This is a genomic window from Dawidia soli (genome assembly GCF_018598185.1).
GTDB classification, from domain to species: Bacteria; Bacteroidota; Bacteroidia; order Cytophagales; family Cyclobacteriaceae; genus Ohtaekwangia; species Ohtaekwangia soli.
In genome coordinates, this window is sequence record NZ_JAHESC010000074.1 from 1 (window position 1) to 22179 (window position 22179).

The following is a 22179-nucleotide window of genomic DNA, read 5'->3' on the forward strand; positions in this document are numbered from 1 at the left end:
GCCTGGCGGTAGTGGACCGGGTGGAGCTCGTGGCCCCGGAAGCCAGATTGGCGCGAAATGGCCGCAGGCGTGGCGAGGCCAGGATCAAGGCCGCTGCGGCCGAAGTTACCGACACGCAGTTGTCGATGGTGGGGATCGATGCGATGCATGCGGATGGTTTCCTGGGACAAGGGCTGACCATTGCGGTGTTGGATGCCGGTTTTCCCGGTGTCGATACGGCGCCGGCATTCAGTGCCTTGTTTGCCGAAGGCCGGATCGACCTGACGGTGTCGCACGACTTTGTTTATAATACGCAGAATGTCTTTCAATACGACACCCACGGTACGGAGGTGTTCTCGGTCATTGCGGCACACGAAGACGGTATCTTCACCGGCGGCGCCTATGGCGCCCGTTACCAGCTCTATGTAACGGAAGATGCCGCGAATGAATATCGTATCGAGGAGTACAATTGGCTGTTTGCCGCGGAGCGTGCGGACAGTGCCGGCGCCGACATCATTCAATCGTCGCTGGGCTATTATGACTTTGACGATGTTTCGATGAACTATAGCAAGTCGGCCCTGGACGGAAAGACGACGGTCATTACGCGCGCGGCGCAGTGGGCGGCCGACCGGGGCATTGCCGTGATCTGTAGCGCCGGCAATGAGGGGGCTGTAAGCTGGCAGCTCATTACCGCGCCGGCGGATGCCCGGGGTGTGCTGGCGGTGGCGAGCGTGAACCGTGACGGGATACGGGCGAACTCCAGCTCGAAGGGCCCCAGTGCCGATGGCCGGACAAAGCCCGACGTGGCGGCGCAGGGTGTGAGCACCAGTGTGATCAAGGCCAACGGCGGGCTCGGCACGGTAACGGGTACATCGCTGGCGGCGCCGATCATTACCAGCCTGGTGGCGGGTGTTTGGCAACGATATCCCGAATTAACGGCGGCCGAATTATTTGAAGCGATTCGCCTTTCGGGGTCGCAAGCCGGCCGGCCCGATACGTTGCTAGGCTACGGCATTCCGCACTACAAAAACGTCGAGACCTATTTTGCGCAGCGACGGGAGAATCCCATTCGCGTATATCCCAACCCCGTAGAGGACGACAGTCTGCGGGTGCGGTCATACCTGCCGGAAGAGTTTGACACGTGCCGGGTGGAGCTGGTTTCGGCGGAGGGCAAGCGGGTGCTGCAAAAGACCTTGTACTTTTCAGCCGACCACCCCGAGCGTATCGTTGACTTGACCTCGTTGGGTGCAGGCCTTTATATCTGCCGCATCGCCTGGGCGGGTGGTATGCTGACGCAAAAACTCATCAGACGCTAGGGTTCGTTGGGGTTGAATCCGTATTTTAGCGGCCTAGATTTCATACCCATCCCTTATGCCCCGTCCCATCATCGCACCCTCTGTGTTGGCCTCCGACTTTGCCAACCTGCAGCGGGAAATCACCATGCTCAATGAAAGTGAAGCGCATTGGATCCATGTCGACATCATGGATGGTATGTTCGTGCCCAATATTTCCATGGGGCTGCCCGTGGTGGAAGCCATCCATCGCCATGCGGCCAAGCCGCTGGATGTGCACCTGATGATCGTGCAGCCGGAGCGCTATGTGGAAGCTTTTCGCGCGGCGGGCGCGGCGAACATATCGGTGCACGTAGAGGCTTGCCCCCACCTGCATCGAAACCTGCAGCAGATCAAGGCGCTGGGTTGCCGGGCGGGTGTCGCCATCAACCCGCATACGCCCGTACAGGGGCTGGCCGATGTCATCGGCGATATCGACCTGGTGTGTGTAATGTCCGTGAACCCCGGCTTTGGCGGCCAGAAGTTTATCGAGCATACGTATCGCAAGGTGCAGATGCTAAAGCAGTTGATCGTCGATGCCGGCGCCAGTACGCTGATCGAAATAGACGGGGGTGTAAACCTGCAGAACGCCAGGCGACTGCTGGATGCGGGTGCGGATGTGCTCGTGGCGGGCAGCTTTGTCTTTCAGGCGCCGGACCCTAAGGCGGTGATCCGCGACCTGGCGGCGGTATAGGCCCGTACAGATTTCACGCTGTGCTGCAACTTCGGCAGGATTTTTGACGTTCACCAACCAAACTAACTACCCCGCAATGCTGAAGTTATACTCTTTTATCGCCCTCTTTCTTATCCTGGTTTCTTGTTCACGTTCCGTTACCCGAGTCGATCCTGCTGAACAGATAGACCTGAGCGGGCGCTGGAATGATACCGACTCGCGTATGGTGGCCGACAAGATGATCTACGATCTGTTTGACGCTGCGTCGTTTAAGAACTATGCCAAACAACTGGGCCGCAAGCCCGTGATCATCGTAGGGACTATCCGCAATAAGACTTCCGAGCATATCGATGCCGACAACTACGTCAAGAAGATCGAGATGGTGGTGCTGAACTCCGCCGTGGCGGAGCTGGTGGAGTCCGACGAGTTTCGCGACAAGCTGCGTGTGGAACGCACGGATCAACAGGCCTTTGCTTCGCCGGAAACGGCTAAACAATTCGGTAAGGAGATAGGGGCCGACCTGATGCTGTTGGGTGAGATGACCTCCGAAACGGACACCTACAACAAGAAACGCGTGGTGAATTATATCACGACCTTGTTCCTGACCGATATCGAAACCAACAAGCGGATCTGGTACGGCCAGCAGGAGATCAAGAAGCTGGTGAAGAACTAACTATTATGCGCCGCACGTTTTCGTATGCGCTGGTGGGAATCGTGGCATGCTGCCTGACAGCGTGTGCTACGTACTATCAAAAGCACGTTGACTTTAACCGTGAGTTCGAGCGCGGCGAGCTGCAGCAGGCGCTGGAGACGTTGAAGAAGAACAACCGCGAAGAGAATGGCAAGGCTCGCTTTCTTTATTTCGTAAACAACGGATTGCTTCTTTCCGTCCTGGGCAAGTACGACGAGAGTAACGAATATCTGGAGAAGGGCTTTCTCTTTGGAGAAGACTATCACCTCAACTACATCAACGAGGCAACTTCGTATCTCACCAATCCGAACTTTCAGGTATACCGCGGCGAAGACCACGAGCACCTCATGCTGCTTTACTTCAAGGCCATCAACTACCTGAAGTTGGGCCAGCCTGACAACGCCCTGGTGGAATGCCGCCGTCTCAACATCCGCCTGAACCAGCTCAGCGACAAGTACAAGGCCGAAGAGAAGTTTCAAAAGGATGCGTTTATTCACACGCTGATGGGAATCATCTATCAGTCGACACGCGACTATAACAACGCCTTTATAGCCTATCGCAACGCACTGGAAATCTACCAGGGTGAGTATGCCAAGATGTTTAACATGACTGCGCCCGAACAGCTCAAGCTCGACCTGTTGAATACGGCGTATTGGAATGGGTTCTATGAAGAGTTCGACAAGTTCAAAGAGCAGTTTGGGATGGAGACTTACAAACCGACGGCGCCCGAGGCGGAGCTGGTATTCTTCTGGCACAACGGTCTCAGTCCCGTGAAGACGGAGTGGAGCATCAATTTTGCGATCAACCGTGCTTCAGACGATATGGTCGTGTTTAATAACGATGGGTTGGGGGTGGCGTTTCCTTTTCACGTAGAAAAGGACAAGGAGCGTTCAGACCTGGCCGACCTGGAGGTGTTTCGGGTAGCCTTTCCGCGGTATACAGAACGTACACCGTATTTCAGCGCGGCGACCATCGACCTGGGGGGTGAGCGTTATCCGATGCAGCTGGGTGAGGACATTAACAAGGTGGCTTTTTACAGCTTGAAGAAGCGCATGGTCGAAGAGTTTGGAAAGGGCCTGTTACGGGCAGCCTTAAAAAAGGCTGCCGAGCACAGCGTGCGCAAGGAAGACGACGGGCTGGGCGCGGTGATCGGGCTGGTAAACGCCATGACCGAAAAGGCGGACACCCGTAACTGGCAAACGCTGCCGCACAGTATCTATTACAGCCGTGTGCCGTTGAAAGCGGGTGCGAATGACATTGTATTTCAGCTGACTTCGGAGGAATCGCGCACGACCGATTATAAATTTACCTACCAGGCAAAACAGGGTCAGACACTTTTTCACACGTTTTCTTCGTTAGAGACGCGGTACACGCCCTCCCGGTACTACTAACGAAGGCTTATGGCGATCAGACCGCATCGAAGGTGTGAAAACAACAGCTTACCGAATCAACCCGGAAACAATCTTAGGATGATTGCCGAAATTCATTTACCTTTAACCTTCAATAGCCAGATTGTGAAGGGCTTACATTTTTTAGCTTAATGGCTTTAACACGCACTTTTCGAAAGCCTTACGTCGTAGCCACCCTGGTGCTGGTTTTGCTGGCAGCAATGCCCGATGCCTTTGCCCAGTATGAGACGGAGCAGGAAGCTTCCGTACCGTTGGAGTATTTCTACATCAAGCGGCAGGGTACCGGTTTATTCCGGCGCATTCTCAGCAAAGTCACGTTCGGTTTGAGCACCGGATACGGCGCGACCACGTTCAAGCACGAGCTGGACGGTTTTGGTATTTTGCAGAACCCGGACTCGATGCCAAAGATCTTTCAAGGCGACAACGCTGCGCAAGGTTATTCCAACTGGTTCAACAAGATACAACCCCAAGGCAACACGTTGCAGCCGGGGGGCTACCAGGTCAACTCCGACACGGCCGAGATCGGCTTCAAAAGCAAGTCGTTTAACATACCGATCCGCGCCACGCTGCACGTGGAGCTGTTCGAGCGTTACCGCATCGGTGGCGGTTATTCGTTTGAATATACAAGCGTGGGCGACTTCCGGCCGCTGCGCTATTCCGATCGCATCGGCAACTACTCACCGGAGGTGACGAGCTTTTTCCTGAAGAAGTATTTTGTGTTACTGGGGGCATCGGTGTATCGTTACAACGACTACTTGCTGGTGGTGGATGCCAACATCGGGGGGTATGCCATGGGTAAGAAATTTGACAAGAGCCAGATGAAGAAGGGCGTTTATGTCAACCTGGGCGTAACGGTGGAGCGCGAAATGTCGGAGTACTTCCGCTTGTTTGTGCGTCCGTCGTACGAGATCAAGAGTTATAAGCTCAACGTGCCGGAAACGGGGCAATCCATTCAGCATCGCTTCAATGCGTTTTATGTCAACGTAGGGGCCACGTACCGGATCCCCGAGCTGCGTCGTTGTTTCCTCAAGACATGCCATGCGCAGATGAATCATGCGCACGGCAACCGCGAGTACAGGAGCCGCCGGCACCCGATCTACAAGAAGCAGAACCCGCATTACGGTGAGAACTATCCGACGCTCATCAAGTACAAAGGCAAGAACAAAAAGAAGCTGAATCCGTACTAAGCGGCGGCGGCTTCACGATGCTTTTTGCCAGGGTTTCCGTGTGCGTGCCAGCCTTGTAAAAAGCCGCGTTTTGTTGTCACAACTATTCCATTTCTGCGCGTGGTTTTTGATGCTTTTTACTATCTTGCGAGGCCTAAAAAAAGGCTTAATTCAAGCTAAAAACAACGATTTAGATGGCAGAAGAAACAGGCGGCCTGGTCCCAGGCAGGCAAAGTATAATTCCGATCAATATTGAAGATGAAATGCGCGGTGCGTACATCGATTATTCGATGTCGGTGATCATCTCCCGTGCACTTCCGGACGTGCGTGATGGGCTCAAGCCGGTGCACCGCCGGGTGCTTTACGGTATGCTTGAGCTGGGGGTGAATTATAACAAGCCGTATAAGAAGTCCGCCAGAATTGTGGGGGAGGTACTCGGTAAGTATCACCCGCACGGTGACGCTTCGGTGTACGACACTATGGTCCGGATGGCCCAGGACTGGTCGCTGCGTTATATGCTGGTGGACGGCCAGGGTAACTTTGGTTCGATTGACGGCGATTCGCCGGCAGCCATGCGTTACACGGAAGCCCGTCTGCGTCGGATCGCGGAAGAAATGCTGGCCGACATCAACAAAGATACGGTCGACTTTCAGCCCAACTTTGACGACTCGCTGAAAGAACCTTCCGTACTGCCGGGTAAGATCCCCAACCTGCTGTTGAACGGCTCGTCGGGTATTGCCGTGGGGATGGCCACCAACATGGCTCCGCACAACTTACGGGAGGTAGTGGACGGCATTCACGCCTACATTGACAATAAAGACATTACGGTTCAGGAACTGATGAAGTTCGTTACGGCACCTGACTTCCCGACCGGTGCACTGATCTATGGTTACGCGGGTGTACAAGAAGCTTTTCTGACAGGCCGTGGCCGTGTGGTCATGCGCGCCAAGGCGGAGATCGTTACTTCGTCTTCGGGCAAAGACCAGATCGTGGTGACGGAGATACCCTACATGGTGAACAAGGCCATGATGATCGAAAAGACAGCGGCGCTGATAAATGAGAAGAAGATCGAAGGCATTTCGGATCTCCGCGACGAATCGGACCGTGAGGGGTATCGTATCGTATACGATCTGAAGCGTGATGCAGTACCGAATGTGGTGCTGAATAACCTGTTCAAATACACACAGTTACAATCAACCTTCGGCATCAATAATGTAGCCCTGGTAAAGGGCCGTCCGATGACGTTGAACCTGAAGGACATGATTCATCACTATGTGGATCACCGTCATGAAGTTATCGTCCGCAGAACGAAGTTTGAGCTGGCGGAAGCCGAGCGCCGTGCGCACATCCTTGAAGGTTATCTGATCGCCCTCGACCACTTAGACGAGGTAATCAGCCTGATCCGGAATTCGAAAGATCCGGAGGCTGCGAAAGAAGGGTTAATGCAGCGGTTCGGTTTGTCGGAGATCCAGTCAAAGGCCATTCTCGATATGCGTCTGCAGCGCCTCACCGGTCTGGAACGCGACAAGATCCAGGAAGAATATAAGGAGGTTAAGGCGCTCATCGATCGCCTCAACGCCATCCTGGCGGACGAAGGTTTGCGCATGCAGATCATTAAGGACGAGCTGACCGAGCTGCGGGACCGTTATGGCGACGAGCGCCGTACGCAGGTCGTGCACAGCGACGACGATATCTCGATCGAAGACATGATCCCGAACGAAGAGATGGTGATCACCATTTCCAACCAGGGATATATCAAGCGCACGTTGCTTTCCGAGTATCGTACGCAGGGACGTGGTGGCGTCGGTTCGAAAGGCGTCAGCACCAAAGAGGATGATTTTACGGAACACCTCTTTATCGCACACGCGCATAACTATCTGCTGATCTTTACCGATCAGGGTAAGGTATATTGGAAGAAGGCCTACGAGATCCCGGAAGGTAACAAAACGTCGAAGGGGCGTGCCATCCAAAACCTGATCAACATCGAGTCGGGCGATACGGTACGTGCCATCATCAAGGTCAAGAGCCTGACAGACGATGCTTACATCAATAATAACTACGTGATCCTCTGTACGGAGAACGGTATTATTAAAAAGACCTCGCTGGAAGCATACTCGCGGCCGCGCCAGGGCGGGATCAATGCGATCACGATCCACGAAGGCGACCGTCTGCTGAACGCGTCGTTGACGAACGGCAGCAACCACATTATCATTGCCAAGAGCGAAGGTAAGGCGGTACACTTCAATGAGGCCGATGTGCGCCCGATGGGACGCATGGCTGCCGGTGTGCGCGGGGTGACCCTGGAAGGCGATACCGACAAGGTGATCGGCATGGTGTGCATTACCCGTGGAGACGCCAACCTGCTGGTAGTATCCGAGCACGGCTACGGTAAACGTTCGTCGATCGACGACTATCGCATCACCCGCCGCGGCGGCCTGGGTGTGAAGACGCTGAACATCACAGAGAAGACTGGCAAAATAGTTGCAATCAAGGAGGTGGTAGATGACGATGAGCTGATGATCATCAACCGGTCTGGTATCACAATCCGCATTGCAGTAAGCGAATTGCGCATTATGGGCCGCGCTACGCAGGGGGTACGTCTCATCAAGTTAAATGATGACGACAGGATATCATCTGTGGAGAAAATTCAGCAAATTGTAGAAGATAAGAACAGTTCTCAGGAAAGTTCTGAAGCTCCTTTGCCACGCCTAGAAAGTCCCGAAAGCTCCGAAGAAGGCCAGGATAACGATAGCGCGTCGGAGGGGGATGAAACACCGGATGAAACCCTATCATAATATATTCCCCACTTATATAAACAACTGACAATGAAAAAATTAGCTATTGTGTTGTTCCTGGCCGTTCCGGGAATTGTATCGGCACAGAAGGAAGTTAAACCGAATATCAACAAAGCACTGACGTCATTAAAAGATGGTAAGTTCGACGAAGCCAAGACGATGATCGACGCGGCGACGACGTACGAAAAGACCATGAACGATGGTAAGACCTGGTTTTACCGCGGCGTGATCTACGGTGCGATGGATACCACTTCTTCGTACAACTCGACCGAAGACCTGGCGAGCGTGGCCGCGGCTTCGTTCAAGAAAGCCAACGAGCTTGCTGGCAGCAAGGCTTCCTCTTACTTTGTAACCGACAAGAAGGGTGGCCTGATCCCCTACGACATGGCCGTGACGTCGATCACCAACAGCTACCTGATGAAGGGTGACAAGCTGTTTAACGGCGAAGACTTCAAAGGCGCGCTGCAGCAATTCGAAAAAGGTATTGCTTTCAAGCCGACCGACACAACCTTCTATGAATACGCCGGTTATGCGGCCTTCAATGGTGAAGCGCGTGAGAAAGCCGTTAAATATTTGTCAGAATATGTAAAGCTGGGTGGTAGAAGAGCACAAGCCATGACGATGCCGGCCCTGATCGCATATGAAGATCAGAACTACGAAGGTGCGCTGGCGGCTTCCCGCGAAGTGTTGAAAGTCCTTCCGACACACAAAGATCTGAAAGCAGTCGAGCTGAACTCGCTTATCCAGCTGAAGAAATATGACGAAGCGGCCAAGCTGCTGGAGACCGCCGTGAAGGCTAATCCCAACGATGCACAAAGCTTCTATCTGCTCGGCGTACTGAACAACGAGCTGCAGAAATTTGAGGATGCGAAGAAAAATTTCGAGAGCGCCCTGGCGATCACACCGGACTATTTCGACGCACAATACAACCTGGCGAACTTCTACCTGATCGAGATCGACAAGACTTCAAAGGAGATCAACGAACTGGGTATCTCGGCGGCGAACGCCAAGAAAAAACAAGAGCTGGTACAAAAGCGCGTGAAGCAAAGCGAAGCGGCTATTCCGTTCCTGGAAAAAGCAGAGAAGATGAAGATCCCTTCAAAAGATATGGAGATCGACCTGCTTAACAAGCTGCGTCAGCTGTACTACTACATCGCCGACGACAAGAACGATGCGCGTGTAACGGCTAAGCTGAAGGCCCTGGGCGCCGACGACTAATCGAGGATCACACCTACAGAATATTGAGACAGGGGGCTTTTTGCCCCCTGTCTCGTTTTTGTGTACCCCTATTCTGACCATTTATCGTGATCTGGCGTTTAACCGTATCCGATTGCATTGGGAAATCTGGTGATGTATAGTATCTTTCTCAGAAGTAGTTACTGTAAACACCGCCCATGACGCCCCAACCAACTGTTAGCCCAGAGCAAAAGAAAACGCTCTGGTTTGTGATCACCGCCTCTTCTGTAGGAACGCTGATCGAATGGTACGACTTCTACATCTTTGGCAGCCTGGCCACAATACTTTCGGAACAATTCTTTCCGCAGAGCAATCCGACTGCTGCCTTTTTGGCGACGCTGGCAACCTTTGCCGCCGGTTTTATTGTGCGGCCTTTTGGCGCGATCGTGTTTGGCCGGCTGGGTGACATGGTGGGGCGGAAATATACCTTTATGATCACGCTGTTGCTGATGGGGGGATCGACGTTTGCCATCGGTTTGATACCAGGCTATGATTCGATCGGAATGTTCGCGCCGGCACTGGTGTTGATCCTGCGCCTCTTACAAGGTCTGGCCCTGGGAGGAGAGTATGGCGGTGCCGCGACCTACGTGGCGGAACACGCCCCGGTGGGCAAACGCGGATTTTATACCAGCTTTATTCAGACAACGGCCACCCTGGGATTGTTTGTTTCGATCGGTGTGATCCTGGCGGTGCGTAGCTCCGTGGGCGGCGAGGCTTTCTCTGCGTGGGGTTGGCGTATTCCTTTTATCCTGTCGGCTGTGCTGGTGGCCGTGTCGGTCTTTATCCGCTTGCGCATGGACGAGTCGCCGTTGTTCAAGCAGATCAAGGCCGCCGGTAAAATCTCCAAGAATCCGATCAAGGAAAGCTTTACAAAACCTGAAAACCTCAAGCTGGTGCTGATCGCCTTGTTCGGCGCGGCGGCAGGACAAGGGGTGGTCTGGTATACCGGGCAATTCTATGCCATGACATTTATCGAGAAGACCTGTCGTGTGGAATTCGTCCAGACGCGCAACATTGTGGCCATTGCCTTGCTGATCGGAACACCGCTGTTTGTTTACTTTGGTTGGTTGTCGGATAAGTTCGGGCGGAAAGTGATCATGATGACGGGCATGCTGCTGGCGGTATTGTTATTCCGGCCGTTGTACCGGCAAATGTATCTGCTGACCGACGTGACCTATAAAACGGAAATTCCAAGCGAAAAGAAGATCGTCAAAGATAGCCATGTCAATGCGGAAGGTGTGATGATGACTTCGGAGAAGACGATCATCGTCTATGACGATGGCAGTACGCTGTCCAAAACGATTGTCATACCGGATGGCGGGGCGCCCGGCGAACCCAAGGAAGAGCTGGAGCTGAGTGGTGAACCGTACTGGGCGCTCATGGGCCTGGTGCTGGTGCAGCTGGTGCTGGTGACAATGGTCTATGGCCCGATCGCGGCATTCCTGGTAGAGCTTTTCCCGACACACATTCGCTATACGTCTATGTCGCTGCCGTATCATATCGGCAATGGCATCTTCGGGGGGCTGACACCTTTCCTGGCAACGTCGCTTTTTGAGAACAGCAAGACCGCCTCTAATCCGGCGGGTGACCCGCTGGCGGGGTTGTGGTACCCCATTGTGGTGGCTGCCATTACATTCTGCATCGGCATGATCTTTCTTAAGAATAAGAAGAAAGAACAGGTCGTCGATAGTTTGTAGTTTTGCACCCCTATGCCGTTTACACCCTCTCATGCTGCCCTTGTATTGCCCCTGTTGAAGAACCGGAAACTGTCGGCTACAGGGCTGATCATCGGCAGCATGGCACCGGACTTTGCGTATTTCTTCACCCTCAGTACGGAGGGGAAGTTCAGCCACACGTTATTGAGTATCTTGTATTTCAACGTCCCGGTGACGATCGTACTTGCCTGGCTGTTTCACGAGGTAGTGAAGAAAAACCTGCTGGCCTCTTTGCCAGCGTTCGTTCGCGATCGTTTTTACGATACGTACTGCTTTGAATTTGTGCCGTATCTGCGCGCGAACCTGGTACCCTTTGTGATTTCGGCAGCGTTGGGTACCGTCTCGCATATCCTCTGGGATAGCTTTACTCATGCGGAAGGGTATTTTGTCACCCGGTTGCCTTTTTACGAGGGCGCCGTAGTGCCGTACGAAGGTGTGCGCTATCCGTTATTTTATGCCTTGCAATACATCAGCTCGTTTGTCGGATTATTTTTCATTCTGATCTACATGCTGCTGAAGGAACGACGGCCTTTACCATCACCCAATGTTGCGATATTGCCCTATTGGCTTACGCTGCTGACGATCACGGCGATCGTGGTGGTGGTGCGGTTTACGGTCTATGCGCGGGTCAACGACACCGAAGGCGTACGCATTGTAGTCCTGATCAGCGGATTGTGCCTGGGATGTATTGTTTCCGGACTGATCGACTTTCGCCGGAAGGAATTGGTGTAACACCCTGCAGCCTAGTCACCACAGATTTTCTTTTTGAGCTTGGTATCGACTTTCATGCCCAACGACTCAGCTTTCCGGAGATCTTCGCAGGCGGCCGGGAGCTGCTTCAGGCGCTCACGGGCGATGGCGCGGTTGTAGTAGGCAGCGCCCGAGTCGGGTACATAGACCAACGCCACGGTGTAATCATCGACGGCGTCTTTGTAGCGTTCCAGCTTGAGTAGTACGTTGGCGCGGTTGATCCAGGCCTTGACATAATTTTCCTTGAGCTCGATGGCCTGTGTATAATCCGCGAAAGCGCCGGTATAATCCTTCAACCGGTCGCGTACGATGCCGCGGCTCAACCATATTTCAGGATCCCGGCGTTCGATCTCCAGGGCCTGCGTATAGTCTTCGAGTGCACCCTTGAAGTAACCACCTTCCATGCGTTGGTAGGCACGTTCGAGATAGGGGGCCAGCATGCTCGAGTCCGCGTCAATGGCCTGGTCGACCGAGCTTTGCGCTTCCTGCCGGGAACCCTGGGCGCGTTTGGTAACGGCGAGATTGTGCAGTGCACCCGTGTGGTTGGGCTGCAGGGACAGGGCTTTTTCCAGGTCGGCTTTGGCACCCACCGAGTCCTTTAGCATTTGCCGGGCCAGTGCCCGGTTTACATAAAAGTCTGCTTCCGTCTTATTGAGCACAATGGCGGAGTCGAGCCAGGCGACAGCTACCTCGGGCTTATTGCGTTTTTGCTCGATGACACCCAGGTAGTTGTAGATCAACGGCTTGTTACCGCTCTGCGCTGTCGTGACAGGGTTGGTACTGCCGACATGGGCGGATTGACTGAAGTATATCGTTGTGGTTGCTCCCGGCGGGGCTTGCAGGAACCGGACAAAATCCTCGTACGCCTGGTCGTATTTCTTGAGCTGGTAAAAAATCTGCCCCCGGCTGAAGAGCGCCTCGGGACTGTTAGGCATTCGCTCGAGGTAGATGCTATAGTCTGTCAACGCGCCGTCGATGTCTTTGAGTTGCTCACGGGCATAGGCCCGGGCGAAATAGGCATCGGTAAAACCGGGCTTTACGGCGAGACATTGTGTGAGCCAATCGACGGCGCGGGCGTAGTTGCCCTCGTTGTTGGCGGTTTCTCCCAACTCAAATAGCTCCTCGGCACTGCGACGTTTCTCCTGTCCGCTGCTGACCAGATACGAGATCAACAGGCAGGAAATCATTACTAGGCTTCTCATCGGTTATAAATTAACGAAAGATTCACCGGTTTCGTGCAAACCCTTTGTGATGTAATGCTGTTTAAGGCAGTATGGATACTGCCAAGAAAACCTCGTCACGCAAATCGGCCGCCAAACAACCGCAGCCGGACAAGATCATGGCTGCCTATAAGGCGCACTTGCTGACCCACGGACACCAGCCACCGTCTGTGTATAAGTTCTGTTTGGATGCCGGCATTGCCGAAGACGAGTTCTACCAGTACTTCGGTTCTTTTGAAGCGTTGGAACGGGCTGTTTGGAAGTGGTTCATCGATCAGACGGTCAATAGATTACAGGCTGATGATTCATTTAATAATTTTAACACACGCGAGCGGGTACTGGCGTTCTATTTTACCTTGCTTGAAACGCTGCGCTCCGAGCGTAGCCTGGTGTTGCTTTACCTGAACGGCTCCAAGCGTTTGGAAATAACCCCGGCTTACCTGCGCTCATTCCGCGCGTCATTCGACGCATTTTTTACGACACTGCTGGCCGAAGGAAAACAACGCGGCGATGTTGCTACCCGGCCGTACCTGGAAAAACAATATCCCAATCTGTTCTGGTTGCATCTCGGGTTTATCCTGACCTTTTGGAAACAGGATGACAGCGCCGGGTTTGAGCGGACAGACGCAGCCGTCGAGAAATCGGTGAACCTGGCTTTTGACCTGGTCGGGACGGGCGCACTGGATTCCGCTCTCGACTTCGGCAAGTTCTTATACCAGCAGCACAAGTTCTAGATCAAATGGGAGAGGGGAGACAGGGATCAGGTATGAAAGAGTTTGAGCGTATTCCCGTATCAAAGGTCGAGCGGGCGACCAAGTTTATCACGACCGGCGCCAAGATCGGCACCAACTACATCAAGCACTACAGTAAGAAGCTCATCGATCCGACGGTGAGCCGCGACAAGCTGCACGAGGACAATGCCGCCGACATCTATAACTCCCTCAGCGAGCTGAAAGGCAGCGCGTTAAAGGTGGCGCAAATGCTCAGCCTCGATAAGAGCTTGCTGCCAACGGCCTACCAGCAGAAGTTTGCCATGGCCCAATACAGCGCACCCCCGCTGTCGTATCCGCTGGTGGTGAAGACCTTCAAGCAGCATTTTGGTAAGGGGCCGGAAGAGATCTTCGATACTTTTAGTCACAAGGCTTCCAACGCTGCGTCCATGGGACAGGTGCACCGCGCAACATTGGACGGCAAAGACCTGGCAGTAAAGATCCAATACCCCGGCGTAGGCGACAGTGTTAAATCAGACCTGGCCATGGTAAAGCCTATTGCGTTGTCTATGTTCAACTTGAATCCCGTGGAGTATGACGAGTTCATCTCCGAGGTCGAGCAGCGCATGCTGGAGGAAACCGATTATCACCTCGAGCTGCAGCGCTCCATGGAGCTGTCTGCACAATGTAAACATATTCAGCATCTTGTCTTTCCGCAGTATTACCCGGAGCTGTCCGGTCCACGCATCCTGACCATGGACTGGATCCAGGGCATGCCGCTAGGCGAAAGGCTTCGCCAGGAGATCTCACCGGAGGCCGGCACCCGGTTGGGGCAGGCCATGTGGGAGTTCTATCATTTCCAAATGCATCGTCTCAAGGCGGTGCACGCGGACCCGCATCCCGGGAACTTCATCATCACCCCTCAGGATACCCTGGGTATAATTGACTTTGGATGTGTGAAGGTTATTCCCGAAAGCTTCTATGAAGTGTACTTTCAGTTGCTGGAGGCCGACATCCTGACCGACACGCGCAAGCGCGACACGGTATTCGAGCAGCTTCGTTTTATTTATGCCGATGACACCGTCAAGGATCGGAAGTTCTTCACGGGCATATTCTCGCAACTGGTAGAGCTGCTGGCCCGGCCCTTCCGTTCGGACCGGTTTGATTTCTCAGACGGGGCCTACTTCCAGGAGTTGTTTGCGTTTGGCGAACGTCTTACTTCCATGAAGGAGCTGCGTGAGTCGAAGAGGGCGCGTGGCGTGCGCGATGCGGTGTACATCAACCGTACGTATTTCGGCTTGTATAATATTCTACACGACCTGCGTGCCACGGTCGATATGCGCACGGCCGCTACAGTAACCAGATCGTAATAAAGAAAAGGATCAGCCGGTAGGCCTCCAGGGCCAGGAAGAGCCCAATGATACCGGCCAATGCTTTGAGGACGAGTCGTTTGCCCTTTTGGTTATAGAACGTACGCCCGGCGTAGGTGATGAAATACAGGTTGGTGGAAACGAATATGATCGTTAGCGTCAGGTCATTCAGGTAGCTGGCGGGGCCGGCGTGACTTAGTTGAAAGATCTTGCTGATGACCCAGAACACCAGGGTCAGGCCGATGGCATTCACGGCCAGGTTGAAGCTTGTAAGCTCGATCGACAAGGCCAGGTGGTCGGAGAGGTAGCGGTTCCGGCGCCGGAAGATCAGGCTCAGGGGCAGGGCTGCCAGAACGACAAAGATCACCACCAGCAGTTTGGCCAGACCGATCGTCTTGTTGTTGTAGATCAGCTCGAAGCCCTTCATCGTCATTCCCTCCAGCTGTATTTTCCGGAATACGATCTCCCGGGCCAACTTGCTATGCGGCAGCACATTCAGCTGGGTATAGAGCGATGCGTTGAACATCTGCAGCACTGGGAAGAAGAAATATACCAGGTTCAGGATAAAGAACATCTGCATCGGTCGCATGTACATCACGCGACGCCCGTCGACGTATTGGCGGGAAAGGAATCCGGGATTGGAAATAGTAGGCCAGAGGGAGTGGAGAAACTTGTTGTCGTTAAAGGTCGTTGCGATCAACACCTTGCTCATGGCCGAGCCGATCTGACGGTCCCTGGGAAGGATGACCTTCTCACCACACAGGTTGCAATACAACCCGTGGAATGAGTTGCCGCAACTTTTACAGATGTGTTCGGCCATCATGCTGCCATCCGCCATGGTAGAGAAATAAGATCAAAAGTACGGGGTGTGGCTCAATTTCCCGGTTCCGTGAAGGGATAAACATGACGATGGTAAGATTCGTACCAGCAAGCCGGTCTTCAACCCCGTCCTAATAGAAGTGAAGATGTTACTATTGGATACCAACTTGCTGTCTTTCAATAGTCTGTAGAATTTTACGTGCGCGCGAGACAAAAGCGGGCGAGGCGTAGGGAAGCTCATCTTCGAGTATGATCTGCAGCTCTTTTTTCAAGTCAGGCTCATTTTCAATCAGGCGATGCAATACGGTCATGGAGAACGCCCGCACGGCTACCGGGGTGCCGCGGTCTGTGATATAGCCAAAGCAGCGATCGACGAGTGTCCCACGGAACCGTCGGGGGATCTCACAGTATTGTAATAGCCGCATGGTATTACGCTGGATGGCGACGGGCACGTCGTCGGCTTCGAGCATGGCCAGTATGGTGCGCAAGTGCGGTGCGACGAGGTTCGGGTGTTTTTCGACGCATAGACTTATAACGTGGACAGCCCGTTGGGTAATTCGGTAGGGGCCACCCTGATATACTTCTACTAACGCTTTGAATCGTATAGCGCTATTTCCCACATAATCAGCGATTTTACGAAGGTTATCTTTTGTCGGGCTTTTACTGAGTGTGAGGCGTAAATCCATTGAAAGATATATTTGATCAATTACCGCAGCCAGATGCGGATAAACTTTTGAGCACGAGTTGTTTTTGGAACTCCATCTAAATTTGATCCGAACCTAAATCAATGCGAATATGGAGGTATTTTTAACAATCGCGTCTACGGCCCTTGTTCAAATTGGTATCTGTGTATTTTGCTTCATTAAGAAGGAAGGTTTGAAAGCCTGATGCTCTGCTTCTCTCGCCCAAGCCAGTTGTGACGTAGTTCGCCTGGCGTGATCTTGATTTTGTCTTCATCTCAAAATGCTCTATATTCAACCATGATGATGTACTCATGGCACCGCTAACGTATGGTCAAAAAGAAATTGTTTTCTGGCGACTACGAAATACATGCTTCCATTAAGATGCTGTATCCCTACATCCAGACGGCGGGTGGTCTCGCCGAATGGTTTGCCGACGACGTACGCATTAACAATAACGACAAGACCTTTCTGTTCTGCTGGGACCACGAAGTGCGCAAAGCCCGGCAGGTAGCTTTCCGGATCAACCATTTTGCACGTTTTGAGTTCCTTCCCGAAGACGGCGAAGATCAAAACGACCCATCGTACTTCGAGCTGCGGCTCGAGTTCAACGAGCTAACCCAGTCGGTATTCTTAAAGGTGCTGGACTATTCAGATTTTGACGACGTCGAAGAATTGCAGGACCTTTGGAACGGCCTGATGGAAAAACTACACAAAACCGTCGGGGGATAGTGCTTTTATCATGGCATTGGCTTTATTTTTGAGCTTGTTCATCCGATGAAGAAAATTGATAAGCTCGTTTTAGGGGCCTTCCTGGGCCCGTTTGTGCTGACCTTCCTGGTAGTGGTCTTCATTTTGCTGACGCAGCACATGCTGAAGTATTTTGACGACATCATCGGCAAGGGGCTGGGCGCGGACGTGATCGGGCAACTGCTGTTCTATTTTGCCATCTTCATGACGCCTGTGGCATTGCCGCTGGCGGTCCTGCTTTCGTCACTGATCGCATTCGGAAATTTGGGGGAGCACTTCGAACTCACCGCCATCAAGGCAGCGGGCGTGTCGCTTATCCGGGCCATGGCGCCGATCTGTGTATTTGTGGTCCTGCTGACGGGTGTCGCATTTTATGTGAACAACAACCTGGTACCCAAAGCCGCGCTGGAAGCGTACAGCTTATTATACGATATCAAGCAAAAGAAGCCCGCGCTCGATCTGCGCGAAGGCGCTTTTTATAATGGCATCAACGACATCAGTATCAAGGTAAATAAGAAGTTTCCGGACGGCGTTACGCTGCGCGACGTGGTGCTGTATGACCACCGGAAGAATGACGGGAACAAGGAAGTGACCGTTGCCGATTCGGGCCGCATGTATACCATTCTGAACGAACGCTACCTCAAGTTCGAGCTGTACAACGGCTTCCAGTATACGGAAGGGGCCAGTAACGAACGTGAGATGACGGGACAAAAGAAACGGAATCCCGAGTCGCTCAGCCGCAGCCAGTTTTCGAAGGCTCAGGTGGTGTTCGACCTTTCGTCGTTCAACCTCGAACGGACCGATAAGAAGTTCTTTCAGGGTAACCGTATCATGCGGAACCTGAACGAGTTGGACCAGGATATCGACTCTACCCAACGCGAGATCCTGACACAACGGTTGAATTACTATCAGTACCGGCCGAGCTACTTCACCTATTTGTTCCGGAGAGACTCGCTGATCATGCCACGCGAGGTCTATAATCACAAACAGCACCGCGACTCCGTGGCGCGCTTGCCCTATATACCTAAGACCAACCCCGTAGCCGAAACAAAACCAGCGACGTCACCGGCCACGAAACCCGCGGCAAAGGCAGACGACATAAAGACGGCCACGTTGAACGCAGACAAAAAGACGGCTCAGGCTTCGCCTTCTGCCACGGCAAAGACGACCAAGCCGGCCGTGAAGCGTAAACCGCGCGAACTGGATGTTAAACGCCCGGACCGGAGCCCCAGCCTGAATGCCCGGAAGGCTAAAATCAAGAAATCATCAGTGAAGAAGAAGACTTCCACAGCCAAGCCACTGCCGCCGCCGGTGGTAGTGAAGAAAAAGGTATTGACAGATTCTGCCCGTCGTGCCAAGCTTGACAGCGTCTTTACCATGCCCGCAGCGCACAATGTATTGCAGGGCGCTGCTAACCAGGCGCGGCAAGTGAAGAGCCAGATTGAGAACGTAAATTCGAGTGTCGACAATTCCAGCGTCGAGCTGCGCACCTTCCAGATCCAGTGGCATAAGATATTCTCCAGCTCGATGGCCTGCCTGGCGATGTTCCTGATCGGGGCGCCACTGGGGTCTATTATTAAGAGAGGTGGGCTGGGGGTGCCATTCCTGGTATCGATCCTCTTCTTTATTATCTATTACATTACGACCATGCAAGGTGAGAAACTGGCCAAGCAGGCGAAGATAAGCGTTGTGACAGGGGTATGGATGGCAGACTTCCTGCTATTGATCGTGGGCTTGTTCTTCCTGCGGCAGGCGCGGATCGATGCCCGGTTATTTGAGGCTGATTTTTACCGAGTTGTGCTTGATAAGATCAAGCGTTGGTTCCAAAAAGGCAAGGATACAGCCCCGGCGGTTTCGTGACGTCAGTGAAAGTTTTTGCTATTTTTTGGAAAATTCGGCCATTTTGGCTTACCTTTGCCCCCTGAAATAAAGAGATAAAACATTTTTTGAGATGTATTTAACTACAGCTATCAAACAAGATCTTTTCGCGAAACACGGCTTCGCTAAAAAGAAACAAGATACCGGTTCCCCGGAGTCTCAAATCGCCCTGTTCACGCATCGGATCAACCACCTGACCGAACACCTGAAAGAAAACAAGAAGGACTTCGCTACACAACAAGGTCTGATGAAACTGGTAGGTAAGCGCAAGAAGCTTCTGAACTACCTGCAGAATACTGACATTGAGCGTTACCGTTCAATCATCGCTGAGCTCTCGCTGAGAAAGTAAGCAAATAACATTCCCCAGAGGGAACCCTGATAAAGGTTCCCTTTTTGCATTTTAAAAAATCTTGGATAACCCGGCCCGAACTATTCATTCGGGCCGGATTATCTTCAATCGTACCCTATTATGAAACCCACTGCGATAACAAAAACATGTAAGCTGCCCGATGGCCGCGAAATTTCGATCGAGACTGGTAAGCTTGCCCGTCAGGCCGATGGCTCTGTTGTGTTGAAAATGGAAAACACGATGATCCTGGCCACGGTAGTATCTTCACCCGAAGCAAAGGAAGGCGCCGATTTTCTGCCCTTGTCGGTAGACTATCAGGAGAAATTCGCTGCCACTGGCAAAGTGCCGGGCGGCTTTCTGAAACGCGAAAGCAAACTGTCTGACTACGAAGTTCTGATCAGCCGTCTGGTAGACCGCGCGATCCGTCCGCTGTTCCCCGACGACTATCACGCCGATACACAGATCATGCTGTACCTCATCTCGGGTGATGAGAATGCACTGCCGGATTCATTGGCAGCGTTCGCCGCTTCTGCAGCCCTGTCGGTGTCGGATATACCTTTCCAGGGCCCGATCTCGGAAGTACGCGTGGCACGTGTCGACGGCAAATTTGTCATCAACCCGACCATGGAACAAAAGGGCCGCGCCGACATCGACCTGATGGTGGGTGCCTCTATCGAGAACATCCTCATGGTGGAAGGAGAGATGAAAGAAGTGAGCGAAGCAGACATGCTCGAGGCACTGAAGGCAGCACACGAAGCTATCAAAGAACAATGCAAGCTTCAGATCGAATTGACTCAGGCGGTCGGCAAGACCGAGAAGCGCGTGTACAATCACGAAGACAAAGACGAAGCCCTGCAGCAGGAGATCCATGCCAAATACTATGATACCCTGTACGCTACCGCGCGTCAACTGATCACCAACAAGAAGCAGCGTTCACAGGCGCTCGAGCAGCCGCTGGAGGACTACCTCGCGTCGTTGCCGGAAGATACGACGGTGGACACCGTACTGGTAAAACGCTATTACAAGCAGGTGTTGAAAAAAGCCGCCCGTGATCTGGCGCTTAAAGAAGGCCTGCGCTTGGATGGTCGTAAAACCAAGGAAATCAGAAATATATGGTCTGAGGTTGACTATCTGCCGAGAACACACGGCTCTGCTATTTTCACCCGGGGTGAGACGCAGTCGTTAACGACTGTAACGCTGGGTACGAAGTTGGACGAGCAGATGATCGACGGTGCGATGATCGAAGGTTCCAGCAAGTTTATTTTACACTATAACTTCCCTGGTTTCTCTACCGGCGAGGTGAAGCCCAACCGGGGCCCTGGCCGTCGCGAAGTAGGCCACGGCAACCTGGCCTTCCGTGCCCTGAAGCAAGTATTGCCTCCGGACGAAAAGAACCCGTACACCATCCGTATCGTATCGGATATCCTCGAGTCTAACGGCTCGTCGTCGATGGCTACCGTATGTGCGGGCGCCCTGGCGTTGATGGATGCAGGTGTACCTGTAAAAGGCCCTGTATCGGGCATTGCCATGGGGATGATCTCCGATGCTGCTACCGGTAAATATGCGATCCTGTCTGACATCCTGGGCGACGAAGATCACCTGGGTGACATGGACTTTAAAGTGACCGGTACCGAGCAGGGCATCACCGCCTGCCAGATGGACCTGAAAGTGGATGGCCTGACCTATGAAGTGTTGAGCGAGGCGTTGCTGCAAGCGCGCGAAGGTCGCCTGCACATCCTGAATGAAATGAAGAAGACCCTGGCGGAGCCTCGTCCGGATCTGAAGCCTCATACACCACGTGCCGAAACGGTGATCATCGAGAAAGAGATGATCGGTGCTGTAATCGGTCCCGGCGGAAAAGTGGTACAAGACATCCAAAACACAACCGGTGCTACCGTTGTGATCGAGGAAGTCAACAACAAAGGTATCGTCAACGTATTTGCTACCAACAAGGACGTGATGGACGCCGCTCTGCGTCGCATCAAGGCCATCGTAGCCGTGCCGGAAGTTGGAGAGGTTTACACCGGCAAGGTGAAGTCGATCATGCCGTTTGGCGCGTTTGTTGAGTTCATGGCTGGCAAGGACGGCTTGCTCCACATTTCGGAGATCAAGTGGGAACGTCTCGAGACCATGGAAGGTGTGCTCGAAGTAGGCGAAGAAATTCAAGTGAAGCTGATCGAGGTAGACAAAAAGACTGGCAAATTCCGTCTTTCCCGAAAAGTTCTGATCCCTAGACCGCCGAAAAAGGAAACAACACCGGCCGAATAATCGTTAACCCGTCATTGACAGGAACTAAGTTAAAACAGTATATTGTTAAGCAATCGTATTGACGTAAACAGAGCACAAAAAGGGACATGAGACAGCTTAAGATCAGCAAACAAATCACCAACCGCGAGAGCCAGTCCCTGGACAAATATCTCCAGGAGATTGGTAAGGTTGACTTGCTTACTCCCGACGAAGAAGTGGAGCTGGCAAAGCGGATTAAGGAAGGCGATCAGATAGCGTTGGAGAAGTTGACAAAAGCGAATCTCCGTTTTGTGGTGTCAGTAGCGAAACAATATCAGAACCAGGGCTTGTCGCTGGGTGACCTGATCAATGAAGGCAACCTGGGCGTGATCAAAGCAGCACAACGCTTTGATGAGACCCGTGGTTTTAAGT

General features: G+C 52.9%; 19 protein-coding genes. 16 read left to right on the forward strand and 3 right to left on the reverse strand.

From position 1 onward, the window contains the following. The 9 genes from KK078_RS28825 to KK078_RS28865 all read left to right on the forward strand — a co-directional run. Positions 1–1295: S8 family peptidase (locus KK078_RS28825; RefSeq protein WP_254094170.1), on the forward strand; the 1295-nt coding region annotated here is incomplete at its 5' end. A 55-nt stretch (positions 1296–1350) separates the two neighbouring features. Continuing rightward, positions 1351–2004, forward strand: a complete 654-nt coding sequence (gene rpe / locus KK078_RS28830) for a ribulose-phosphate 3-epimerase (RefSeq protein ID WP_254094177.1) — start codon at positions 1351–1353, stop codon at positions 2002–2004. A gap of 76 nt (positions 2005–2080) precedes the next feature. After that, positions 2081–2656, forward strand: coding sequence for a penicillin-binding protein activator LpoB (locus KK078_RS28835; RefSeq protein ID WP_254094179.1), 576 nt, complete (start codon positions 2081–2083; stop codon positions 2654–2656). A 5-nt stretch (positions 2657–2661) separates the two neighbouring features. Beyond that, the gene (locus tag KK078_RS28840; protein ID WP_254094181.1) at positions 2662–4065 is read left to right on the forward strand and encodes a COG3014 family protein; all 1404 of its coding nucleotides are present in this window, start codon (positions 2662–2664) and stop codon (positions 4063–4065) included. A gap of 149 nt (positions 4066–4214) precedes the next feature. Next, positions 4215–5270, forward strand: coding sequence for a hypothetical protein (locus KK078_RS28845; protein ID WP_254094183.1), 1056 nt, complete (start codon positions 4215–4217; stop codon positions 5268–5270). A gap of 173 nt (positions 5271–5443) precedes the next feature. After that, positions 5444–8044, forward strand: a complete 2601-nt coding sequence (gene gyrA, locus KK078_RS28850; protein ID WP_254094185.1) for a DNA gyrase subunit A — start codon at positions 5444–5446, stop codon at positions 8042–8044. Between the two features lie 30 nt (positions 8045–8074). Continuing rightward, positions 8075–9262, forward strand: coding sequence for a tetratricopeptide repeat protein (locus KK078_RS28855; RefSeq protein ID WP_254094187.1), 1188 nt, complete (start codon positions 8075–8077; stop codon positions 9260–9262). Positions 9263–9438: 176 nt separating this feature from the next. Further along, a complete protein-coding gene (locus KK078_RS28860; protein WP_254094189.1) occupies positions 9439–10977 on the forward strand; it encodes an MFS transporter in 1539 nt (512 codons plus the stop codon). A 12-nt stretch (positions 10978–10989) separates the two neighbouring features. Then, complete coding sequence (locus KK078_RS28865; RefSeq protein WP_254094191.1) at positions 10990–11727, forward strand: DUF4184 family protein; 738 nt, start codon at positions 10990–10992, stop codon at positions 11725–11727. Positions 11728–11738: 11 nt separating this feature from the next. On the opposite strand, the gene KK078_RS28870 is transcribed toward KK078_RS28865, so the two are convergent. Beyond that, positions 11739–12947 (reverse strand): tetratricopeptide repeat protein, encoded by a 1209-nt coding sequence (locus KK078_RS28870; RefSeq protein ID WP_254094193.1) that lies wholly within the window; start codon positions 12945–12947, stop codon positions 11739–11741. Between the two features lie 71 nt (positions 12948–13018). Between KK078_RS28870 and KK078_RS28875 the strand changes: the two genes are divergently transcribed. Together KK078_RS28875 and KK078_RS28880 are read left to right on the forward strand one after the other, a co-directional pair. Beyond that, positions 13019–13699, forward strand: coding sequence for a TetR/AcrR family transcriptional regulator (locus KK078_RS28875; protein WP_254094195.1), 681 nt, complete (start codon positions 13019–13021; stop codon positions 13697–13699). Positions 13700–13731: 32 nt separating this feature from the next. Next, entirely contained in the window at positions 13732–15045 is a 1314-nt protein-coding gene (locus KK078_RS28880) for an ABC1 kinase family protein (RefSeq protein ID WP_254094197.1), read from the forward strand. Here KK078_RS28880 and KK078_RS28885 read toward each other — a convergent pair. Together KK078_RS28885 and KK078_RS28890 are read right to left on the reverse strand one after the other, a co-directional pair. Beyond that, positions 15026–15868, reverse strand: a complete 843-nt coding sequence (locus KK078_RS28885) for a DUF3667 domain-containing protein (RefSeq protein WP_254094199.1) — start codon at positions 15866–15868, stop codon at positions 15026–15028. The two genes, KK078_RS28880 and KK078_RS28885, sit on opposite strands and share 20 nt — an antisense overlap. A 148-nt stretch (positions 15869–16016) precedes the next feature. Continuing rightward, positions 16017–16352 carry a hypothetical protein gene (locus KK078_RS28890; protein WP_254094201.1) on the reverse strand — a complete coding sequence of 112 codons (336 nt, stop codon included), beginning with the start codon at positions 16350–16352 and terminating at the stop codon, positions 16017–16019. 522 nt (positions 16353–16874) lie between these two features. Here KK078_RS28890 and KK078_RS28895 point away from each other — a divergent pair. From KK078_RS28895 to KK078_RS28915, 5 genes are all read left to right on the forward strand, one after another. Continuing rightward, positions 16875–17276, forward strand: coding sequence for an START-like domain-containing protein (locus KK078_RS28895; protein ID WP_254094203.1), 402 nt, complete (start codon positions 16875–16877; stop codon positions 17274–17276). A gap of 45 nt (positions 17277–17321) precedes the next feature. Next, the gene (locus KK078_RS28900) at positions 17322–19154 is read left to right on the forward strand and encodes an LptF/LptG family permease (protein ID WP_254094205.1); all 1833 of its coding nucleotides are present in this window, start codon (positions 17322–17324) and stop codon (positions 19152–19154) included. 91 nt (positions 19155–19245) lie between these two features. After that, entirely contained in the window at positions 19246–19521 is a 276-nt protein-coding gene (gene rpsO, locus KK078_RS28905) for a 30S ribosomal protein S15 (RefSeq protein WP_254094207.1), read from the forward strand. Between the two features lie 120 nt (positions 19522–19641). Continuing rightward, positions 19642–21789: a polyribonucleotide nucleotidyltransferase gene (gene pnp / locus KK078_RS28910; protein WP_254094209.1), complete on the forward strand. Its 2148-nt coding sequence runs from the start codon at positions 19642–19644 to the stop codon at positions 21787–21789. Between the two features lie 86 nt (positions 21790–21875). After that, the coding region (locus tag KK078_RS28915) for a sigma-70 factor domain-containing protein (RefSeq protein ID WP_317196006.1) at positions 21876–22179 on the forward strand (304 nt) is incomplete at its 3' end.

Excerpts from the sequence above, each read along its gene's own strand:
- KK078_RS28895 (WP_254094203.1), top strand. The coding sequence starts at position 16,875 with ATGGTCAAAAAGAAATTGTTTTCTGGCGACTACGAAATACATGCTTCC.
- rpsO (WP_254094207.1), top strand. The coding sequence starts at position 19,246 with ATGTATTTAACTACAGCTATCAAACAAGATCTTTTCGCGAAACACGGC.
- KK078_RS28885 (WP_254094199.1), bottom strand. The coding sequence starts at position 15,868 with ATGATGGCCGAACACATCTGTAAAAGTTGCGGCAACTCATTCCACGGG.
- KK078_RS28900 (WP_254094205.1), top strand. The coding sequence starts at position 17,322 with ATGAAGAAAATTGATAAGCTCGTTTTAGGGGCCTTCCTGGGCCCGTTT.
- KK078_RS28860 (WP_254094189.1), top strand. The coding sequence starts at position 9,439 with ATGACGCCCCAACCAACTGTTAGCCCAGAGCAAAAGAAAACGCTCTGG.
- gyrA (WP_254094185.1), top strand. The coding sequence starts at position 5,444 with ATGGCAGAAGAAACAGGCGGCCTGGTCCCAGGCAGGCAAAGTATAATT.
- KK078_RS28880 (WP_254094197.1), top strand. The coding sequence starts at position 13,732 with ATGAAAGAGTTTGAGCGTATTCCCGTATCAAAGGTCGAGCGGGCGACC.
- rpe (WP_254094177.1), top strand. The coding sequence starts at position 1,351 with ATGCCCCGTCCCATCATCGCACCCTCTGTGTTGGCCTCCGACTTTGCC.
- KK078_RS28840 (WP_254094181.1), top strand. The coding sequence starts at position 2,662 with ATGCGCCGCACGTTTTCGTATGCGCTGGTGGGAATCGTGGCATGCTGC.
- KK078_RS28870 (WP_254094193.1), bottom strand. The coding sequence starts at position 12,947 with ATGAGAAGCCTAGTAATGATTTCCTGCCTGTTGATCTCGTATCTGGTC.
- pnp (WP_254094209.1), top strand. The coding sequence starts at position 19,642 with ATGAAACCCACTGCGATAACAAAAACATGTAAGCTGCCCGATGGCCGC.
- KK078_RS28855 (WP_254094187.1), top strand. The coding sequence starts at position 8,075 with ATGAAAAAATTAGCTATTGTGTTGTTCCTGGCCGTTCCGGGAATTGTA.
- KK078_RS28875 (WP_254094195.1), top strand. The coding sequence starts at position 13,019 with ATGGATACTGCCAAGAAAACCTCGTCACGCAAATCGGCCGCCAAACAA.
- KK078_RS28835 (WP_254094179.1), top strand. The coding sequence starts at position 2,081 with ATGCTGAAGTTATACTCTTTTATCGCCCTCTTTCTTATCCTGGTTTCT.
- KK078_RS28845 (WP_254094183.1), top strand. The coding sequence starts at position 4,215 with ATGGCTTTAACACGCACTTTTCGAAAGCCTTACGTCGTAGCCACCCTG.
- KK078_RS28865 (WP_254094191.1), top strand. The coding sequence starts at position 10,990 with ATGCCGTTTACACCCTCTCATGCTGCCCTTGTATTGCCCCTGTTGAAG.